The organism is Gammaproteobacteria bacterium, from assembly GCA_011682695.1.
Taxonomy (GTDB): Bacteria; Actinomycetota; Acidimicrobiia; order Spongiisociales; family UBA4744; genus BMS3Bbin01.
Window position 1 is genome coordinate 107,797 of record JAACED010000012.1, and the last position, 20,088, is coordinate 127,884.

The window sequence follows — 20,088 nt, forward strand, 5'->3', positions numbered from 1 at the left end:
GGCAGACGAAGCCCTGTTCTTGAGTCTATGCGTCGATGTCCCGAATCGCAGCTCGAAGGTCATCCAGCCCGGGCATCGCCGGATCGTGCTTCTCGATGGCTCTCACGAGTTTGAGCGCCGTCTCACGGTCGTCGAGCAGCGAGGCGGCGCGGGCGGCCACGAACCACTGCCGTAGGTCCTCCTCGAAAGGATCCTGACCCAGGCGCTTCGGGTTGGCGATTTCCCATGCTCCACGGGCGTCGCCGTGATCCATGAGGAAGGAGGCAAACACCACTCGCCCTTCCTTGACCACTTCCGGTCTTCCGCCGAGTTCCTTGAGCTCTTCCCAGACGCGCCGAACATCCTCGTCCCGGTCGAGCGCACGGAGCACGTCCATCTCCACGGGCATATGCACGGTGTCTCCGGTAAGGCGACGGTAAGTCCTCAGTTCCGTCAATGCCTCTTTCCAGAGCCCGCTGCGGTATGCACTCAGTCCAAGCAATTCCCGGATGGCGGAGGCTCTCGGAGATAGTTGCTTCGTCTTGAGCAACAGAGAGCGCGCTTTGCGAAAATGTCCGCCGGCGAACGCGTCGGTGCCCGCCTCGAGGAGGTACAGAGTCTCCTCCAGACGATCCTTTCGGGTTACCCGCGTGATCTCTTCACGCAACCACTTGGGCAATGTCGTGCCCTTGCCGGTGATGATGCGTCGCACCGGCTCCCGTGCTCCCCGACCGGAGCGCGGGCCGTTGCCGTCTCGCGACATCCTGCTTCGGTCTTTGTTCCGTCCATCGCTGGGCATGTGAAAGCTCCTCCAACAAGATGGGCCGCCTGATCGGCGGCCCATCTTTCACGTATGCATCCGGCGGCGACCTACTCTCCCAGGGGTGTGAACCCCAAGTACCATCGGCGCTGGCGGGCTTAACTTCCGTGTTCGGAATGGGAACGGGTGGTTCCCCGCCGCTATCACCACCGGAAACCCGGTGAGTGCTCGGCACCCCGAGCACTCCATAGCGAGCATGTATGCGGAGTTGGATTCAAATCCAAGCCCTCGGCCGATTAGTACCGGTCAGCTCAACGCATTACTGCGCTTACACATCCGGCCTATCAACCTGGTCATCTACCAGGGGCCTTACCCTTACGGTGGGAGATCTCATCTTGAGGTGGGCTTCGCACTTAGATGCCTTCAGCGCTTATCCCGTCCGTACGTAGCCAACCAGCCATGCCCTTGGCAGGACAACTGGCACACCAGAGGTACGTCCATCCCGGTCCTCTCGTACTAGGGACAGATCCCCGCAAATCTCCTACGCCCGCGACGGATAGGGACCGAACTGTCTCACGACGTTCTAAACCCAGCTCGCGTGCCGCTTTAACGGGCGAACAGCCCGACCCTTGGGACCTGCTCCAGCCCCAGGATGCGACGAGCCGACATCGAGGTGCCAAACCGCGCCGTCGATATGGACTCTTGGGCGCGATAAGCCTGTTATCCCCGGAGTACCTTTTAGCCGTTGAGCCATGGCGCTTCCACATGCCACCATGGGATCATTAAGCCCGACTTTCGTCCCTGCTCGACTTGTAAGTCTCGCAGTCAAGCTCCCTTGTGCCTTTACACTCAACGCCTGATTGCCGACCAGGCTGAGGGAACCTTTGGGCGCCTCCGTTACTCTTTAGGAGGCCACCGCCCCAGTGAAACTGCCCACCAGGCACTGTCCCTGATCCGGATAACGGATCGAGGTTAGAAGCCCGCTATACGAAGGGTGGTATTTCAAGGGCGACTCCACGCCGGCTGACGCCGACGCTTCCAAGTCTCCCACCTATCCTACACATCGTATACCAGACTCCAATGCCAAGTTGCAGTAAAGGTTCCGGGGTCTTTCCGTCCTGTCGCGGGTAGTGAGCATCTTTACTCACAATGCAATTTCGCCGAGTCCCTGGTTGAGACAGTGCCCAAGTCGTTACGCCATTCGTGCAGGTCGGAACTTACCCGACAAGGAATTTCGCTCTATTGTGCCCCCATGTCGCCATGGGGATAGGACCATATCTTCGACTCAGCAGTCGATGCTGAGTGGGCTGGCGTATGGCCTCTGAGGATTCCAGAAATCGAGACCGCGCTCTGCGATACGTCGACTCGGTCATTCTGGAGATGCGAGCCAGCCCCTCGATGTCGAGGTGCTCGCCGCGTTCCATAGACCGAGCGATCTGTGCGAACTTCTGAAAGTCCGCTCGCTTGGCGGTTGCAAGTGGGTGCTCTTCGAAGAACGGTTCGGGTCTGCTCGATCTGTAGAGATCGAAAACAGCCCTCGCCGTCGACAAAGCCGACGACCCACTGCTCAATTCCTGGCCTTTCCTGCTGATTGTCCGCACCGATCAGATTTTCACTATTCATGTCTCCGCCCTCCAGAGAGGGTGTGGCATGAATGAGTACTGTCGGATACACGGGGTTTCCAGCATATAGCCAGCTGCAACCCGCGATGTCGCCATCGCGGAGGGCAGACACTCTTGCACGAAGAGTGCTTCTACCTTAGGACCGTTATAGTTACGGCCGCCGTTTACCGGGGCTTGACTTCAGAGCTTTGCCTTACGGCTAACCCCTCCGCTTGACCTTCCGGCACCGGGCAGGCGTCAGAGCGTATACGTCGTCTTGCGACTTAGCACGCTCCTGTGTTTTTAGTAAACAGTCGCTTGGGCCTGGTCTCTGCGGCCCCCTCAGGCTTCGGACGCAAGTCCTACACCTTACCGGGGCGCCCCTTCTCCCGAAGTTACGGGGCCAATTTGCCGAGTTCCTTAACCAGGGTTCTCTCGCTCGCCTTGGTATTCTCTACCTGTCCACCTGTGTCGGTTTGGGGTACGGGCGCCTGCGCACTCACTAGAGGTTTTTCTAGGCGGCATGGGCGTTCAGCGGCTTCGCCTAAATCGGCTCGGCATCGTGCCTCGGGAATTGTGAGGTCCGGATTTACCTGGACCTCTCCCTACACACTTACCCCGGGTCAACCAACGCCCGGGTCCGCTTACCCTTCCGCGTCACCCCATTGTTCGCCTACTACCAGCGGGGTCGGTAGGCCCCGAAGGGCTTTCCTTAGCACACTGGATTTGGCCGGATCGCACGCGAGGCGGTACGGGAATATCAACCCGTTCTCCATCGATTACGCCTTTCGGCCTCACCTTAGGTCCCGACTAACCCTGGGCGGACGAACCTTCCCCAGGAAACCTTGGACATCCGGCGGAGGAGATTCTCACTCCTCTTTCGCTACTCATGCCGGCATTCGCACTCGGGCAGCCTCCACGGCTGGCTCACGCCGCCGCTTCGATGGCTGCTCGACGCTCCCCTACCGATCCTGTCGCCTGGACCCGCACCCCTAGAGGTACAGGTCGAGCTCATGACAGAATCCCGCAGCTTCGGCACCGAACTTGAGCCCCGTTACATTTTCCGCGCAGAATCACTCGACCAGTGAGCTGTTACGCACTCTTTCAAGGATGGCTGCTTCTAAGCCAACCTCCTGGCTGTTTGGGCGACTCCACATCGTTTCCCACTAAGTTCGGATTTAGGGGCCTTAGCTGGCGGTCTGGGCTGTTTCCCTTTCGACTACGAAGCTCATCCCCCGCAGTCTGACTGCTGTACTCTAAAGCCATGAGATTCGGAGTTTGACTGGGGTCAGTAAGCTTGTTGGCCCCCTAGCCCAATCAGTGCTCTACCCCCATGGCGAAACATACAACGCTAGCCCTAAAGCTATTTCGGGGAGAACCAGCTATCACCGAGTTTGCTTGGCCTTTCACCCCTATCCACAGGTCATCCCCCAAGTTTTCAACCTTGGTGGGTTCGGGCCTCCACGAGGTCTTACCCTCGCTTCACCCTGCCCATGGATAGATCACTCGGATTCGGGTCCAGAACACGCGACTCGACGCCCTATTCAGACTCGCTTTCGCTGCGGCTTCGGCACACGCCTTAACCTTGCCACGTATCGCTGACTCGCCGGCTCATTCTTCAAAAGGCAGGCGGTCAGGGATCAATAGATCCCCTCCCACTGCTTGTAGGTCCACGATTTCAGGTTCTCTTTCACTCCCCTCACCGGGGTGCTTTTCACCTTTCCCTCACGGTACTAGTTCACTATCGGTCGCTAGGAAGTACTTAGCCTTACGAGGTGGTCCTCGCAGATTCACACGGGATATCCCCCGTGCTACTTGGGAACTCCACCAGGAGATCGATGCGCCTTTGCTTACAGGGCTGTTACCTTCTGCGGCCTGTCGTTCCAGACAGGTTCAGCTAACGCTCGATTTTGTAACTCCTTGACGGTTCCGGTGTCCCGTCGGGTAGGTCCCACGACCTCGGTGTGGCAACGCCACCGGGCTATTCCACCACACCGGTTTAGGCTCATTCCCTTTCGCTCGCCGCTACTCGGGAAGTCGCTTTTGCTTTCCGTTCCTCGGGGTACTGAGATGTTTCAATTCCCCCGGTTCCCTCTGCCGGTCCTATATATTCAGACCGGAGTGACTGGGCATTACCCCAGACGGGTTTCCCCATTCGGACATCCCCGGATCGAAGCTCGCTTGACAGCTCCCCGGGGCTTTTCGCAGCCTGCCGCGTCCTTCATCGGCTCCTAGCGCCAAGGCATCCATCGTAGACCCTTAGTAGCTTGGATAGATAGAATCCAAAACGTTATACATGCTCGCTATGCAGTTCTCAAGGTGCCGTCAAGAGAGACGATCCTCAGACCGAACTCCCTCACAACTAAACAGCGTGCCATGTTCACCTTCGAAACCGAAGTCTCTTCGGTGAACAATAATCAGTAAATCAACTAAGAGCTACGAGGCCTAAGCCTCGGGTTTGCTCCTTAGAAAGGAGGTGATCCAGCCGCACGTTCCCGTACGGCTACCTTGTTACGACTTCATCCCAATCGCCAACCCCACCTTCGGCAGCTCCCTCCCAAAAGGGTTGGGCCACTGACTTCGGGTGTTGCCGACTTTCGTGATGTGACGGGCGGTGTGTACAAACCCCGAGAACGCATTCACCGCGGCTTTGCTGATCCACGATTACTAGCGACTCCGACTTCATGGAGTCGAGTTGCAGACTCCAATCCGAACTGAGGCCGGCTTTGGGGGATTCGCTCACCCTCGCGGGATCGCAGCCCATTGTACCGACCATTGTAGCATGCGTGCAGCCCTGGGCATAAGGGGCATGAGGACTTGACGTCATCCCCACCTTCCTCCGAGTTATCCCCGGCAGTCTCCTATGAGTCCCCACCATAACGTGCTGGCAACATAGGACAGGGGTTGCGCTCGTTGCGGGACTTAACCCAACATCTCACGACACGAGCTGACGACAGCCATGCACCACCTGTCCATGGGCGCTTCCGCACACCATATCTCTATGGTTTTTCCCATGATGTCAAGCCCAGGTAAGGTTCTTCGGGTTGCATCGAATTAAGCCGCATGCTCCGCCGCTTGTGCGGGGTCCCGTCAATTCCTTTGAGTTTTAGCCTTGCGGCCGTACTCCCCAGGCGGGGCACTTAACGCGTTAGCTACGGCACAGCAGACGTTGATAAATCCGCCACACCCAGTGCCCAACGTTTACAGCGTGGACTACCAGGGTATCTAATCCTGTTTGCTCCCCACGCTTTCGCTCCTCAGCGTCGGTACCGGCCCAGAGAACCGCCTTCGCTACTGGTGTTCCTCCCGATATCTGCGCATTTCACCGCTACACCGGGAATTCCATTCTCCTCTACCGGACCCTAGCCACAGCAGTATCGACCGGCGTCCCGGGGTTGAGCCCCGGGTTTTCACGATCGACTTGCTGAGCCGCCTACGAGCCCTTTACGCCCAATAAATCCGGACAACGCTTGCCCCCTACGTATTACCGCGGCTGCTGGCACGTAGTTAGCCGGGGCTTCTTCTGAAGGTACCGTCATGTATTCGTCCCTTCTGAAAGAGGTTTACAACCCGAAGGCCTTCATCCCTCACGCGGCGTCGCTGTCTCAGGCTTTCGCCCATTGGACAAGATTCCCTGCTGCTGCCTCCCGTAGGAGTCTGGGCCGTGTCTCAGTCCCAGTGTGGCTGATCGTCCTCTCAGACCAGCTACCCGTCGTTGCCTTGGTGGGCCGTTACCTCACCAACAAGCTGATAGGCCGCGAGCCCCTCCCAAAGTAGCGGACCATTTCCTCGCTGGGTCATGCGACCCTGCGAGGGTATCCGGTATTAATCCGGGTTTCCCCGGGCTATCCCAGTCTTTGGGGCAGGTTGCTCACGTGTTACTCACCCGTTCGCCGCTCCGTCATACCAGTTGGTTACCCATCCGATATGCGTCGCTCGACTTGCATGCATTAGGCGCGCCGCCAGCGTTCGTCCTGAGCCAGGATCAAACTCTCCAACGTACAGATTCAGGCTTCCCCGAAGGGCCGCCTTCACACTGTCAGAGAGGTTTCCTGCTGCGCCTCGAGCTTGACATCCCGAGACGCGCTGGAGTACGTCCACCTCGAACGGCGAGCCGCCGAGATGGATTACTGACTATTTGGCACGCTGTTTAGTTGTCAAGGAGCCCGGAGCGCTCAGACAACGTCTGGGCAGCGTTCCAACCCCTAGGGGTTTCATTTTCGCCCTACCGACTCATGTCGGCAGGCACCGACCCCGGCGGGCGACCCCCGGGGAAGGGAACTGTACCTGTTTGAGGATGGTTGTCAAACCGGGCATGGACAACTCCCCGGGCGGACGCAACTCCACCATCCAACCCCGATTCTCAACAGCCGCAGGTTTCGCTCATCGCCGCGCAAAAGACAAGAATGGCACGACAAGGAGACACTATGTTCCGCATTCTTCAGGCAGAGTTCCTCGCTCCCGAGGTAAAGCGCTTCCATATCGAAGCGCCTCGCATCGCTCGGAAACGCTTACCGGGACAGTTCGTCATCGTACGGCTGGACGAGCTCGGTGAGCGCATCCCACTCACGATCAGCGACGCCGATGACACCGAAGGCTGGATCTCCCTGATCGTGCAGGGAGTCGGCAAGACGACCATGGCCCTCAACCTGCTGGAATCGGGCGATCTGATCGCCGACGTGGCAGGTCCGCTGGGCGCCCCCTCAGACATCGAGAACTTCGGAACCTCCGTGTCCATCGGCGGTGGCGTGGGAACCGCCATCGCCTACCCCACCGCTGTGGCTCTCAAGGAGGCGGGCAACCACGTCATCTCCATCATCGGTGGTCGCAGCCGAGAGTATGTCATCCTCGAAAAGGAACTCCGCGAAGTCTGCGACGAGGTCTACCCGACGACAGACGACGGCACCTACGGCTTCCACGGTTTCGTCACCGATAAGCTGCAGGAACTCATCGACACCGGTCGAAAGATCGACCACGTCCTCGCCATCGGTCCAATCCCGATGATGGAAGCCGTGGCCCGCGTAACCCGATCGTACGGCATCAAGACGGTCGTGAGCCTGAACCCGATCATGGTGGACGGCACCGGCATGTGCGGTGGTTGCCGCGTGAGCGTCGGGGGCGAGACCAAGTTCGCATGCGTCGATGGCCCGGAATTCGACGCGCACGCAGTGGATTTCGAACTCCTTGCTCTCCGCAACCGTACCTATCTCGAGTTCGAACGCGAGCAGCTCGACAAGTTTCAGTGCAGGACGGCAAACGGAGACGTCGCATGATCAGTCGGAAAGAACGTATGCAATTGCCGAGGGTCGACATGCCCGCGCAGGATCCGCTGGTGCGCATCTCCAACTTCGGAGAGGTCAACCTGGGTCTCAGCGAGGCCGCCGCCGTGCTCGAAGCTTCCCGCTGCCTGCTCTGTCCCGTGGCAAAGTGTGAAGACGGCTGTCCCGTCAACATCCGTATCAAGGACTTTCTCGCCGAAATGGCCGAGGGTCACTTCTTGGAAGCCGCAAAGATCATCAAGGAGGACAACTCACTCCCGGCCATCTGCGGTCGTGTGTGCCCTCAGGAGATCCAGTGCGAAGGAGCGTGTGTGCTCATCAGGAAGGGTCGTCCGATCGCGATCGGTGCACTCGAGCGCTTCGTCGCCGACTATGAACGCGAGCACGCTCATCCCAAGGAACAGCGCACGTTCGAACCGTCCGGCAAACGCGTCGCCATCGTCGGGAGCGGGCCTGCGGGGCTCGCGTGTGCCGCCGACCTGATACAAGCGGGTCACCAAGTGACGGTTTTCGAAGCCCTGCACGAACTCGGCGGCGTGCTCGTCTACGGCATCCCTGAATACCGCCTCCCGAAAGAGATCGTTCGCGTCGAGATCCAGCAGCTCGAGGATATGGGGGTCGAGTTCCGGACCGACGAGGTGATCGGGATGATCGACACACTCGACGACCTCCTCGACGAAGAAGGCTATGACGCCGTGTTCCTCGGTGTGGGAGCAGGTCTTCCTCGCTTCATGGGCATCCCGGGCGAGAACCTCGTTGGGGTCTACTCGGCCAACGAGTACCTCACACGCGTCAACTTGATGAAGGCGTATCTCCCGGAGGCGGACACGCCTGTGCTCGACGTGCGCGGAAAACCGGTGGCGGTGGTCGGCGGGGGTAATACCGCCATGGATGCCGTGCGCACCCCACTGCGACTCGGTGCCGCAAAGGCATCGATCATCTACCGGCGGTCCGAGGAAGAAATGCCGGCTCGCCAGGAAGAAGTCGAACACGCCAAGGAGGAGGGTGTCGATTTCGTCCTGCTGTCAGCCCCGGTGGAGATATTCGGTGATGAGAATGCCCGCGTCACCGGGATGCGCGTCCAGAGAATGGAGTTGGGGGAACCCGACGAGAGTGGCAGACGTCGACCCGTACCGATTGAGGGCAGCGAGTACGACATGCCCGTCGAGATCGTCATCATGGCGATCGGTAACGCCCCGAATCCGCTCTTGCTCAAGACTGCCCCCGACCTCGACCAGACACGCCGTGGAACCATCGTTGTCGACGAGTCCACTGGACGGACCACCAAGCGCGGGGTCTTTGCCGGCGGCGACATCGTGACCGGCGGAGCCACCGTCATCCTCGCCATGGGAGCAGGCCGGAGGGCAGCGCAGTCCATCAACGACTACCTCGAGACCGGCGTCTGGGAGATCGAAGAGGCGGAGCTTGAGCCGGCACCCTCGACGTGATGCTCTGGCGCACAGTCTGGAGCTGCCCACGCGGAAGGTCCATCACCCGGCTGACGGCGACTACCGATCGAGATGCGTGCACCGGTCGGTGAGCCCCTCAGGTCGATGCCACCGCCCGACCCGTGACGATGTGGCACACCCCCGGAACTTATCCCCGTGAGGTCCATCTCGAACCGACATTGCGCTCCCTGCCGCCACGCGCGGAACGAGGACCGTCACAGACGGCTCAGTCGACGAACCGAATGAATCGACGCTTTCCGACCTGGAGGACCTTCCCGTGCAGCGTGGCATGGGGAACCTCGAACGTGCCGATCCGCTCGCCGTCGACCTTGACGGCACCTTCATCGACCAGCCGTCTCGCCTCCGACGCCGAAGCCACCAGGCCGGCGGACCGCAAGAGAGAGGGAAGGTAGACGGGGTCTTCTCCCGGTAGCTGGAATTCGGGCATGTCTGCGGGCACTTCGTGCCGCTTGAACACCTGATCGAAAGCTGCCTCCGCCGCCACGGCTTCATCGGCTCCCCAGTAGATCTTCACGATCTCGTATCCGAGACGCCGCTTGGTTTCACCCGGATGCAAAGAGCCATCGGCCAGCCCCTCGGCGATATCGGCAATGTCGGCCTCCGAGACATCCGTGCACAGTTCGAAGTAGGAGACCAGCAGTTCGTCGGGGATGCTCATGATCTTGCCGAACATCTCGGCAGGTGGATCATCGATCGCGATGTAATTGCCCAACGACTGGGACATCTTGTGGACACCGTCGGTGCCGACGAGCAGCGGCATCGTCATCGGAATCTGCGGGTCCTGACCGGCACGCTCCTGGAGCACACGCCCCACCATCAGGTTCCACAGCTGATCCACACCCCCGAGCTCGATGTCTGCATTGACCGCCACCGAGTCCATGCCTTGCAGGAGCGGGTAGACGAACTCCATGAGCGATATCGGTTGGTTTGCCGCGTACCGCTTGGCGAAGTCGCCGCGCTCGAGCATCTGTGCGACCGTGACCTGAGAGGTAAGCTCGAGAATCGCTTCCATGTCGAGCTTCGCGAGCCACTCCGAGTTGTAGCGGATCTCCAGTGGCTCCGGAAGCAGGATCTTGCGGAATCCCGCAAGTACGTGCTCTGCGTATGCGTTGACCTCCTCGGCCGATAGCCTCCGTCGAGTCTCATTCTTGCCGGATGGATCGCCGACCTGAGCGGTGAAATCCCCGACGATCAGAACGGCCGTGTGGCCATATTCTTGAAACTGGCGGAGCTTTCGCAGGACCACCGCCCAGCCGAGCGTCACCGCCGGAGCGGTGGGATCAAGACCGAGTTTCACTCTGAGCGGCCGTTTCGATGCGAGGCGACGCGCGAACGCCTCCTCGGTCACCACCCGGTCCGTCCCTCGCAGTAGCGCGCTGAGCATCTGCCCTCCTTCGAAGGGGCAGGTTAGTGTCCAGGCACACGCTCACCCGTATCAAATCCGCGGCTTCGTGTCGCATCTCGGTACGCTGACCTTCACGAGGTGCATCGACCCCAGATCCGCCGTGGCCGATGGACGACCAAGGATGGCTATGAAGCGCTGGTTGCTGGTCCTTGCAGGTTTCGCGCTGCTCGCAGCGTCATGCCGGCTGGAACCCATCGATGATCCCGGGTTGGGCACACGGGGCCTGACTACCGTCGTCTATGCCTCCGATGGCTCTGTGCTGGCCGAGTGGCATGCGGAGGAAGACCGGGCACTTGTCGGCTACGAGGAGCTCCCCCGCTCTCTCATCGACGCAGTCGTGGCCATCGAAGACCAACGGTATTGGGAGCACGCCGGTGTCGATCTTCACGCGCTGGCTCGTGCCATCGTCGCAAACCTCGACGCCGGTGGCGTTGTGCAGGGCGCCTCCACCATCACCCAGCAATATCTGAAGAACGTCGTGCTCACACCCGAAGTCACCCTCGATCGCAAGCTCACCGAAGCTGCACTCGCCTTGCGCCTCGAGGAGGGGCTCACGAAGGAGGAGATCCTCGAGCGCTATCTCAACACCGTCTATTTCGGTGATGGCGCCTACGGTGTCGGCACGGCGACGGCGCATTTCTTCGGCAAAGCTCCGGCCGACCTCACCGTGGCCGAGGCTGCTCTCCTCGCCGGACTCATCCAGTCGCCATCGGACACCGATCCCTACCGGCATCCCGATGCCGCCTTGCGACGTCGCAGGGTCGTGCTCAACAAGATGGTCGAACTGGGTTGGCTCAGTCCCGAAGAAGCGAAGGCTGCCGACCAGGAACCTCTGCTCCTCCGACCACGGGATCGCGGCAACGAGGATCGCTACCCGTATTTCACCGAAGAAGTGAAACGGCGCCTCCTCCACGACCCGAGCCTCGGAGCAACCCCTCAGGACCGCTACAACGCGCTGTTCAGGGGTGGCCTGCGCATCTACACGACCATCGATCCGACGGCGCAGGAAGCGGCGCATGCGGCCATAGCGTCCGTGATCGAAGGAGCCGACCCGTCTGCCGCTCTGGCTGCCGTGGACCCGCGCACCGGCCATGTGCTGGCGCTGGTCGGCGGTCGGGACTTCTACGATCCGACCGACCCGCACGCCCAGTTCAATCTTGCGGTTCAGGGCCGCCGCCAACCGGGGTCGGCGTTCAAGCCCTTTGTATTGGCTGCTGCCCTCGAGCACGGGTTCTCGCTCGACTCGTTGTTCCAGGGTGGTCGCTCGATAACGATCCAGACCGACTCCGGCCCCTGGCTCGTCGACAACTACAACGATGCCGCATTTCCGAATCTGACGTTGCTCGAAGGCACCGTGTACAGCGTCAACGTCGTGTACGCGCAAGTCGTCGACGCCATTGGTGCGCAGCACGTTGTCGACGTCGCCAAGGCGGCAGGTATCACGACAGACCTCCAGCCGTTCCCTGCCATTGCACTCGGAGCTCAAGAGGTCACCCCGCTGGACATGGCCTCTGCATACGGAACCTTCGCTGCGGACGGCACCCACGTCGATCCGATTCTCGTCACTGCCATCGAGACACACGACGGCGTGAATATCTGGGAACCCGTTCCGATCGTCACCCAGGCGATGAGCAAGGACGTGGCGCAGTCGGTCACCGCTGCGCTCACAGAAACGGTCCGCCGCGGCACCGGCCAGCAGGCGAAGATCGGACGACCGATCGCCGGGAAGACCGGAACCTCACAGAAACACCGCGACGCGTGGTTCGTCGGGTACACGCCGGAGCTCTCCGCAGCCGTATGGGTTGGCTATGCGGAAGGTCAGGTCTCCATGGAACCACCAACAACTCCTTTCACGATCACCGGGGGGTCATGGCCGGCACAGATCTGGGCACGTTTCGCGTCCGGAGCACTCGCAGGCACTCCGTACGGCCAACTCGCCGAGGCCGACACGGAAGGCATGGTCACCGTGGAAGTCGACCTGTCGACCGGTTTCCTCGCCGGACCCTATTGCCCCAGGTCTCACGTCGCTCGCATTCGCGTCCCGGCCGATCAGGTCCCGACGGTCATATGTCCGGTCCACAACCCGGCCGGCGTCGTCGAGGCCGGGGCAGCGACCGTTCCCGACGTGATCGGATTGGATCTCGGGTCGGCCGTCGAAGCACTGACGACTGCCGGCTTCACGAACCACATCGACTGGAGCGACGGCGGAGCCCTCGCTCAAGGGACGGTGTTCAACCAGAGCCCATCGGCCGGCTTCCCCGCCCAGGCGGGAAGCCAGGTCCGCCTTGTCGTCGCCGGCCCGGAACCCGGTTCGGTCATCCCGTCGCTGCTCGGCTTCCCCGTGGGTCAGGCGGTTACGGAGCTGCAAGCGATCGGCGCGGCGGTCGAGATCATCACCCAAGCAGAAGCGAATCCCGACGATGCAGCCCGACGAGCTGGAGTCGTGTGGAAACAGGAACCCGCTCCGGGCACGCCTGCCGGTCAGCCGGTCACCCTGTGGGCCAACCCTTGACCCGCTCTCGTGACGCTTCGCAGGAATAGTCCCATCGAACCGTCATGAGAACTCGATAACTGTGAAGCGCCACGGTCGCTCCTTCTCCCTGCTGATCCCGACCCGGCTTGTTGCCAGCACGGTCTGTGGCGGGGGAACTGCAGGCAGCCGCAGCCTCACAGGCCCTTCGAACAGGCTCGTCCCATCCTGACTCCCGGTGATCCCCAGCGCCTGGCAAAGCTTCCCGGGGCCATCACACAGGTGGTCCCTTCTCCCCCGGCGCCGTCGCATCGTCTCTTCCCCCTCGGTCGGCAGTCCGGCTCTGAGCAGGACCGCTTCCCCCATTCCCACCGCCCCAGTGACCACGTTGGCGCACCAGTGCACACCGTAGGATCGATACACGTACAGCGTGCCCGCCGGACCGAACATCGCCCTGTTGCGGGCGTTGACGCCCCTGGAAGCGTGACTGGCGGGGTCGTCGACTCCACCGTAGGCCTCCACCTCGGTGAGGATCACTTCCGTGGCGAGGCCGGCAAACTCGGTCCGCAGTCGCGCACCGAGCAGACGTTTCGCGACCTCCTGAACCGGACCTTCGGGCAGAGTGGTCACTCGAACAGGTGTAGGAGCAAGGCTTTGAACGTGTGCAATCGGTTCTCCGCCTGATCGAGCACCCGAGATCGGACATGGTCGACCACCGCGTCGGTGACCTCACTCCCCCGGTGTGCGGGCAGGCAGTGCAGGAAGATCGCGTCTTCCGCCGCCTGCTCGAAGAGAGCGAGGTCGACTCGATATGGCGAGAACACACGGTTGCGCTCCCCCGCCTCGTTCTCCTGACCCATCGACGCCCAGACGTCCGTGTAGACGACGTCGGCGCCCCGGACCGCATCCTCGGCATCGTTGGTAACGAATACGTCACCAAACGATTCGGCCTTTGCGACATACTCGGGATCAGGCTCGTATCCGGCAGGAGTGGCGATGCGAACCTTCATCTCCATCATCGCGGCCCCGACCATCAGCGAGTGGACAACATTGTTGCCGTCGCCAACGTACGCGAGTGTCGTGCCGGCCATGGGGCGCTCCTCGGCGATGGTCTGCAGATCCGCCAAGGCCTGGCATGGATGCTCCACATCGGAAAGCAGATTGATCACAGGAGCTTGCGCGTGCTCGGCCACTTCGACCAGGTCGGTGTGCTTGAACACCCGCATGGCGATCACATCCAGATACCGATCCAAGACGCCCGCGACGTCCTTGACGGCCTCTCGGCTGCCGAAACCGACTTCCTGCTGACCGAGCACGACGGGAATGGCGCCCAGCTGAGCAGATGCGAGCTCCGTGGAGACACGGGTACGCGTCGACGGCTTCTGGAAGAACAAGCCGACAGATCGTCCGGCCAGCCGCCCGCTCACGGCGGACGGATCACGGCGAACGGATTCGGCGCGGGCCAGCACGGCGCGCAGCTGATCGGGTGTCAGGTCGTCGATACGCAGAAAGTCCATTGTTACGCTCCCCCCCGGAGGCGTCCTCCGAGTTTGTCGGCTACGGCGGTGATGATGCGGCCTCGGTCCTCCCGAACGTCCTCGTTCGTCAGCGTCGTGTCAGGCGACCTGAACGTCAGCTGGACGGCGAGGCTCTTGTGGCCTTCCGGCAGGGAGCCGCCGCGAAACTCATCGAACAGGTGCACCGTCTCGAGCATGGGACCTGCGGCATCCCGGATCACCTTGACGAGTTCGGCTGAAGGCACGGTCTCGTGCACCTCGAACGCCAGGTCGAAGACAACCGGCGGATAGGTGCTCGGTTCCTTGAAGGTCCAGAAGCCATGCGTTTCGAGCAATCTCTCCAAGCGGAACTCGCCGGCGGCAACACGTCCTTCGATTCCGTAGGCCCGCGTCACCGCTGGGTGCAGTTCTCCGAACGCGCCGATCGGATGCTCGTCGAGGAATACTCGCCCTGCACGTCCGGGGTGAAAACCTGCGAGCTGTTCGGCGCGCACTTCAGCCTCTAGGCCCATGGCTGTTTCGATCACCTTCCAGACGGCTCCTGCGGTGCCAAAATCGGCCGGCCGGCTCTCCCCCCCGAGCGTCTTGGCACCGAATCGTCCGGAGATGACAAAGGCCAGAGTGTCCGGTTGAAACGGGATCTTCGGATCGACGTGATCCGGAGTATCGATGAACACCTTCCCCGTCTCGAAAAGGGCAACCGAAGGGAGCCCATGACTGGCATTGAAACGTACCGACTTCAATAGCCCGGGAAGCAGCGTGGTGCGCAGCAGCGACTCCTCCTCACGCAACGGATTCCGCACGCGGATGGCGGTCGCGGCGTCTGCGTGCAGCTTTTCGAGGTCTTCCGGAGCGAGGAACGTCAGCGTCGACGCTTCCCAAAGCCCGGCTCCAACGAGCGCTGCCCGGAGCGTTCGGGCCCGTCGGGCAGTACCGCCGAGTCCGGACCCGGGGCCGTGCGGCAGTCGCGAGGGGATATGGTTGAGTCCGTACAGCCTCGCGATCTCCTCGACCAGATCCGCCGGCCGGCTCACGTCAGGACGATACGTCGGCACGGTGACGTCCAAAGGATCTTCTCCTCGCACGCCGAAACCGAGTCGCTCCAGCAGATCGACGATCTCCTCTCGGGCAAGGGAGACCCCCAGGAGACGTCCAGGCTCGGCAAGGGAGAGCCTGACCGTTCGCTCAGGGATCGGACTCGGGTACGCGTCTTTCGAACCGGGGGCGGGCACGCCCCCGGCGAGCTGCGCCAGCAGATGTGCGGCTCGTGCCGCGGCTCGTGCCGGAAGGTCCGGATCCACTCCTCGTTCGAATCGGGACGAAGCTTCGGTCCGCAACCCGTGCCGCTGTGCCGTATTCATGACCGTCGGGGCATCGAAATGAGCGGCTTCGATGAGCACCCGACGCGTCGTAGGGCCGACTTCTGTCTCTTCGCCTCCCATTACTCCAGCGAATGCGATCACCCGTTCGGGATCCGTGATCAGCAGGTCCTCGGGAGTGATCTCGTGTTTCACTCCATCGAGTGTTCGCAGGTCCTCTCCGTACCGGCCTCTGCGCACGACGATCGTTTCCTCGGCAATCGTGTCGAGATCGAAGCCGTGCAACGGCTGGCCGTACTCGAGCAGGACATAGTTCGTGATGTCCACGACATTGTTGATGGAGCGGATTCCGGCGTCTCGCAGCCTCAGGCGCATCCCCAACGGGGAATCCGACACAGTGACCTCGCGCACTTCTCGGCCCACATACCTCGGACATCCCACCGGATCCTCCAGCACGATGGAGACCGCCGACGCTTCACCCCGTTCCTGCAACTCGGCTGCCGGTACGGATAGATCGAGCCGGTAGTAGGCGGCCAGGTCCCGAGCGATTCCCAGGATGGACATCGCATCGCCCCTGTTCGGGGTAATCGAGAGATCGAAGATGACGTCCGGATATGGCACCAGGGTCGAGAAGTCCGTACCGACGGGAGTCGAAGGGTCGAGGACCATGATCCCTTCTCGTCCCTCGCCCAGACCCAACTCGGCTTCCGAGCAGATCATCCCATGAGATCGGACTCCTCGAATCGTTCGAACCTCCACATGGAGTCCTCCGGCGAGGACTGCTCCGGGAACCGACACCGGCACGATCGCCCCGACGTCGAAGTTGTCGGCTCCACACACGATGTCCTGCGGCACTCCCCCGACCGACACTTGGCAGAAGCGAAGCCGGTCGGCGTCGGGGTGCCGTTCGATCTGCTCGACCCTGCCGACCACGACGCCCGAAAACGCCGCCTCCAAGCGTTGGTAACCCTCGACTTCATGCCCGAGCGATGCCAGCACCTCGGCAAGCTCGGCCGGGTCGTCCGTCGGGACGGCGACGAACTCCTTCAGCCAGCGGAGGGAGACTTTCATCGGAACTGCTCCAGCACGCGCACATCGTTATCGAAGAAATGTCTGATGTGCCCGATGCCGTGCCGCACCATCGCGAGCCTTTCCACCCCGACCCCGAACGCGAACCCCGACACCCGTGTCGGATCGTAACCCACGGCATCGAACACGTTCGGGTCGACCATTCCGCACCCGAGGAGTTCGATCCATCCGGTTTGCCCGCACACGCGACATCCGCTGCCGTCGCAGTTGAAGCAGGACACCGCCATCTCTGCGGAGGGTTCGGTGAACGGAAAGAAGTGCGGGTACATGCGGATCTTCCTGCCGGCACCGAAGAACCGCTCCATGAAGTACTGCAGGGTTCCCTTCAGGTCGGCGAAGGTGAGAGCGTCGTCGACCGAAAGCCCTTCGATCTGCGTGAACACAGGCGAATGGGTTGCGTCCAGGGCATCGGAGCGGTACACCCTCCCCGGCACGATCACATAGACCGGCGGCTCATGTTGCTCCATGTAACGGACCTGCATGGGCGACGTCTGCGTTCTCAAGAGCAGTTCGTCCGCTGGATCGCCCCAGTCGACATAGAGCGTGTCCGACTCGAGCCGTGCCGGGTGTGTCGGCGGCGTGTTGAGGGCGTCGAAGTTGTAGGCCGCAGTCTCCACCTCAGGTCCTGTGGCTACCGCATACCCGAGGGCGGTGAAGATGTCACAAACCTCCTCCACGGTCTCGGTAAGCAGGTGATGATGGCCCCTCTGGATCTCGAACACGGGCAACGTCACATCGGTGCGTTCGACCTCCAGAAGTTCATCCTCCGCAGCTCTCTCCAACTCGGCTCGACGTGTTTCCAGCTGCGTCTTCAGTTCCTGATAAGCCTCATTCAGCGCGGCACCGACAGCGGGGCGCTCTTCGGGTGGAATGCTGCCGAGATTCTTGCGCTGCTGAGCGATGATCGACGATCTCCCGATCAGCTCCCGTTCGAGTTCTTGAAGCGCGTCGAGGCTCGAAGCTGCTCGGATGCGAGCCGGGGCCTCTGCGCGCAGTTGCTTGATGTGATCCATCGTGCCGGGAGGTTAGCGCGCCGACGAGTCCTGCCCTCCGATCCTGCGGCGGAAGTCCACATGCCGCACCAGACCCTCGCGGGTACGTTGTCAGACGTCTTCGATTCCCCGGTGATGCCGGCTGTACTCATAGGCGAGGATTGCTCCGGCGATTCCGGCATTCAGACTCTCCATTCCTCCCGGCATGGGAATCGTGACGAGCAGATCGGATGCAGTCACGATATGCGCGGGAAGGCCACCGGCCTCGGGACCGATAATGATCACAATCCGATCTTCGTGGGCAAGCTCCACCGGGTCGACCCCCGCCCGTGGTACCGCCGCCACCGTCGTGAAGCCTCGTGTCTGCAGGCTCTCCGGTGTCGCCTCCCTCTCGATGGTCGTTCGAAAATGGCCGCCGGCAGCCGCCCTCAGTGCCTTTGGGGACCACGGATCGGTGCTCGTGGAGTCGACTGCCACGTCCATGCCGAATGCTGCTGCAGAGCGGATGAGTGTTCCCATGTTGCCCGGGTCGCCAATGCCCAACAGCAACAGGCACGAGCGGGATGCTTCGACCGACGGCGGGACCACCATGACTGCCACGGGCCCTCGCGGATGCTGCGTTGGCGCCAGTCTCTCGAGCACCTCTGCGCTCACATATGCGGTCCCGGGCAGTGGCTCGGCCACGGGATCACCCACGAGGGCGAACACCGTTTCGAGTTCATGCCCGGCGGCGATCGCCGCGAGCACCAGATTGGGGCCTTCCAGGATCGTTCGACCGGTGACGCGACGCTCGCGAGTGCGCCGAAGCCTCAGGGCTGCAGCGACCCGCGAGTTGCGCGTCGATCGAATCGGTTCAGTGTTGGGCTGCGTTGGCTGCCTCGACGATCTGGCTAAACGACGTGGGGTCGTTGACCGCCATCTCCGCAAGCATCTTTCGATCGACCTGGATCTCGGCTTCCTTCAACCCGGCCATCAGCCGCGAATAGGTTGTACCGTTCTGTCGAGCCGCGGCGTTGATCCTGGAGATCCAGAGCCGTCGGAACTCTCCCTTTTTCGCACGGCGGTCTCGATATGAGTCCGACATGGCATGCATGACCTGCTCGTTCGCCGTGCGGAATCTGCGGCTCTTTGCCCCTTTGTAGCCCTTGGCGCGATCCAGGACCTTGCGGTGCTTCTTCCGACCGTGAACGGCGCGTTTTACTCGTGCCATGCGATGCCTCCTAGCGGCCCAGCAAACGCGACGCCGTACGCCGGTCGCCGCGAGTCAGTTCGGTATTGCCTTTGAGCTGACGGAAACGCTTCCGGCTCTTGGCAAGCTTCAGATGGCCTCGACCCGCGCGCGCGCGCACGAGCTTGCCTGATCCGGTGCGCCGAATACGCTTTGCGGCACCCCGGTGACTCTTCGTCTTCATCAGCTGTTCCTCTCATCTGGATCGGTGCCGGTGCCGGCGTCGGTATCCACGGCCTCGACAGCCTCCGCGGCCTCCTCGACAGGCTCGACGGCCTCCACAGGCTCGACGGCCTCCACAGGCTCGACGGCCTCCACAGGCTCGACGGCCTCCACGGCCTCGACGGGGACGGTTTCACCATTCGCGTCTGCGCTTTCGTCCTGTTTCGCCGGTTTCGGTTGGCGGACCGGTACCAGGACCATGTGCATGTTCCGTCCCTCTTGCCGGGGGGCTTGCTCTATCTTTGCGGCGTCGCCGATCTCCTCGACGAGGCGATCGATGATCTTCATCCCCAACTCGGGTCGAGACATCTCGCGGCCTCGGAACCAGATAGTGATCTTCACGCGGTCACCGTGTGCGAGGAATTTCAGAACCCGATTCCGCTTGATCTCGTAATCGTGTTGGCCGATTTTCGGCTTGAACTTGACTTCCTTGATCACCGTACGAGTCTGGTTCTTTCGAGCTTCCCGGGATTTGACGGACTGCTCATACTTGTACTTGCCATAGTCCATGAGCCTGCAGACCGGCGGATTCGCGCTCGGTGCCACTTCAACGAGGTCCAAACCCAACTGCTCGGCCAGCCACAAGGCCTCCTGCAGTTTCTTGATTCCGATTTGACCTCCGTCGGGGGCAACAACTCTGACTTCTCGGGCTCGGATATTCCCATTGACGCGTAGTTCGGCGATCGCAATCCTCCTCTATGGAAAACGACAGCAAGCGAAGCCCACTGCCGTCTCAACAGAACCTCGGCGCACCTTCG

The 20,088-nt window shown here is 61.6% G+C and carries 13 protein-coding genes and 3 rRNA genes; 3 read left to right on the forward strand and 13 right to left on the reverse strand.

The genetic code is table 11. The annotated features are described in order from the left end of the window. Positions 1-25: 25 nt before the first annotated feature. The 4 genes from GWP04_03955 to GWP04_03970 all read right to left on the reverse strand — a co-directional run bounded on the left by GWP04_03955 (position 26) and on the right by GWP04_03970 (position 6,340). On the reverse strand, positions 26-691 hold the full coding sequence (locus tag GWP04_03955; GenBank protein NIA24703.1) for a hypothetical protein: 666 nt from the start codon (positions 689-691) through the stop codon (positions 26-28). Between the two features lie 145 nt (positions 692-836). Beyond that, positions 837-953: ribosomal RNA gene (rrf, locus tag GWP04_03960) — 5S ribosomal RNA — on the reverse strand. 60 nt (positions 954-1,013) lie between these two features. Then, positions 1,014-4,613, reverse strand: a 23S ribosomal RNA gene (locus GWP04_03965). A gap of 186 nt (positions 4,614-4,799) precedes the next feature. After that, positions 4,800-6,340: ribosomal RNA gene (locus GWP04_03970) — 16S ribosomal RNA — on the reverse strand. Together the 16S, 23S and 5S rRNA genes form the textbook arrangement of a ribosomal RNA operon. 427 nt (positions 6,341-6,767) lie before the next feature. Between GWP04_03970 and GWP04_03975 the strand changes: the two genes are divergently transcribed. Together GWP04_03975 and gltA are read left to right on the forward strand one after the other, a co-directional pair. Beyond that, on the forward strand, positions 6,768-7,613 hold the full coding sequence (locus GWP04_03975) for a sulfide/dihydroorotate dehydrogenase-like FAD/NAD-binding protein (GenBank protein ID NIA24704.1): 846 nt from the start codon (positions 6,768-6,770) through the stop codon (positions 7,611-7,613). 17 nt (positions 7,614-7,630) lie between these two features. Next, entirely contained in the window at positions 7,631-9,067 is a 1,437-nt protein-coding gene (gltA, locus tag GWP04_03980; protein ID NIA24705.1) for an NADPH-dependent glutamate synthase, read from the forward strand. A 226-nt stretch (positions 9,068-9,293) separates the two neighbouring features. Here the strand turns inward: gltA and GWP04_03985 are convergent, their stop codons facing one another. Beyond that, positions 9,294-10,472: a tyrosine--tRNA ligase gene (locus tag GWP04_03985; protein NIA24706.1), complete on the reverse strand. Its 1,179-nt coding sequence runs from the start codon at positions 10,470-10,472 to the stop codon at positions 9,294-9,296. A 148-nt stretch (positions 10,473-10,620) separates the two neighbouring features. Between GWP04_03985 and GWP04_03990 the strand changes: the two genes are divergently transcribed. Further along, a complete protein-coding gene (locus tag GWP04_03990) occupies positions 10,621-13,005 on the forward strand; it encodes a PBP1A family penicillin-binding protein (protein NIA24707.1) in 2,385 nt (794 codons plus the stop codon). Between the two features lie 42 nt (positions 13,006-13,047). Here GWP04_03990 and GWP04_03995 read toward each other — a convergent pair whose 3' ends face one another. From GWP04_03995 to GWP04_04030, 8 genes are all read right to left on the reverse strand, one after another. Then, positions 13,048-13,593 (reverse strand): DNA-3-methyladenine glycosylase, encoded by a 546-nt coding sequence (locus GWP04_03995; GenBank protein ID NIA24708.1) that lies wholly within the window; start codon positions 13,591-13,593, stop codon positions 13,048-13,050. Beyond that, on the reverse strand, positions 13,590-14,480 hold the full coding sequence (gene argF, locus GWP04_04000; GenBank protein NIA24709.1) for an ornithine carbamoyltransferase: 891 nt from the start codon (positions 14,478-14,480) through the stop codon (positions 13,590-13,592). Before argF ends, GWP04_03995 begins: the two co-directional genes overlap by 4 nt. Positions 14,481-14,482: 2 nt before the next feature. After that, entirely contained in the window at positions 14,483-16,870 is a 2,388-nt protein-coding gene (locus tag GWP04_04005; protein ID NIA24710.1) for a phenylalanine--tRNA ligase subunit beta, read from the reverse strand. After that, positions 16,867-17,901: a phenylalanine--tRNA ligase subunit alpha gene (gene pheS / locus GWP04_04010; protein NIA24711.1), complete on the reverse strand. Its 1,035-nt coding sequence runs from the start codon at positions 17,899-17,901 to the stop codon at positions 16,867-16,869. Before pheS ends, GWP04_04005 begins: the two co-directional genes overlap by 4 nt. 90 nt (positions 17,902-17,991) lie before the next feature. After that, positions 17,992-18,627 carry an RNA methyltransferase gene (locus tag GWP04_04015; GenBank protein ID NIA24712.1) on the reverse strand — a complete coding sequence of 212 codons (636 nt, stop codon included), beginning with the start codon at positions 18,625-18,627 and terminating at the stop codon, positions 17,992-17,994. Positions 18,628-18,733: 106 nt separating this feature from the next. After that, a complete protein-coding gene (rplT, locus tag GWP04_04020) occupies positions 18,734-19,090 on the reverse strand; it encodes a 50S ribosomal protein L20 (GenBank protein NIA24713.1) in 357 nt (118 codons plus the stop codon). Positions 19,091-19,100: 10 nt separating this feature from the next. Next, positions 19,101-19,292 carry a 50S ribosomal protein L35 gene (gene rpmI, locus GWP04_04025; GenBank protein ID NIA24714.1) on the reverse strand — a complete coding sequence of 64 codons (192 nt, stop codon included), beginning with the start codon at positions 19,290-19,292 and terminating at the stop codon, positions 19,101-19,103. Further along, positions 19,292-20,020 carry a translation initiation factor IF-3 gene (locus tag GWP04_04030; GenBank protein ID NIA24715.1) on the reverse strand — a complete coding sequence of 243 codons (729 nt, stop codon included), beginning with the start codon at positions 20,018-20,020 and terminating at the stop codon, positions 19,292-19,294. The genes rpmI and GWP04_04030 overlap by 1 nt, the downstream gene beginning before the upstream one ends. Positions 20,021-20,088 lie beyond the last annotated feature (68 nt).

Excerpts from the sequence above, each read along its gene's own strand:
- GWP04_04005 (NIA24710.1), bottom strand. The coding sequence starts at position 16,870 with ATGAAAGTCTCCCTCCGCTGGCTGAAGGAGTTCGTCGCCGTCCCGACG.
- rplT (NIA24713.1), bottom strand. The coding sequence starts at position 19,090 with ATGGCACGAGTAAAACGCGCCGTTCACGGTCGGAAGAAGCACCGCAAG.
- GWP04_03975 (NIA24704.1), top strand. The coding sequence starts at position 6,768 with ATGTTCCGCATTCTTCAGGCAGAGTTCCTCGCTCCCGAGGTAAAGCGC.
- gltA (NIA24705.1), top strand. The coding sequence starts at position 7,631 with ATGCAATTGCCGAGGGTCGACATGCCCGCGCAGGATCCGCTGGTGCGC.
- GWP04_03990 (NIA24707.1), top strand. The coding sequence starts at position 10,621 with ATGAAGCGCTGGTTGCTGGTCCTTGCAGGTTTCGCGCTGCTCGCAGCG.
- argF (NIA24709.1), bottom strand. The coding sequence starts at position 14,480 with ATGGACTTTCTGCGTATCGACGACCTGACACCCGATCAGCTGCGCGCC.
- pheS (NIA24711.1), bottom strand. The coding sequence starts at position 17,901 with ATGGATCACATCAAGCAACTGCGCGCAGAGGCCCCGGCTCGCATCCGA.
- rpmI (NIA24714.1), bottom strand. The coding sequence starts at position 19,292 with ATGAAGACGAAGAGTCACCGGGGTGCCGCAAAGCGTATTCGGCGCACC.
- GWP04_03985 (NIA24706.1), bottom strand. The coding sequence starts at position 10,472 with ATGCTCAGCGCGCTACTGCGAGGGACGGACCGGGTGGTGACCGAGGAG.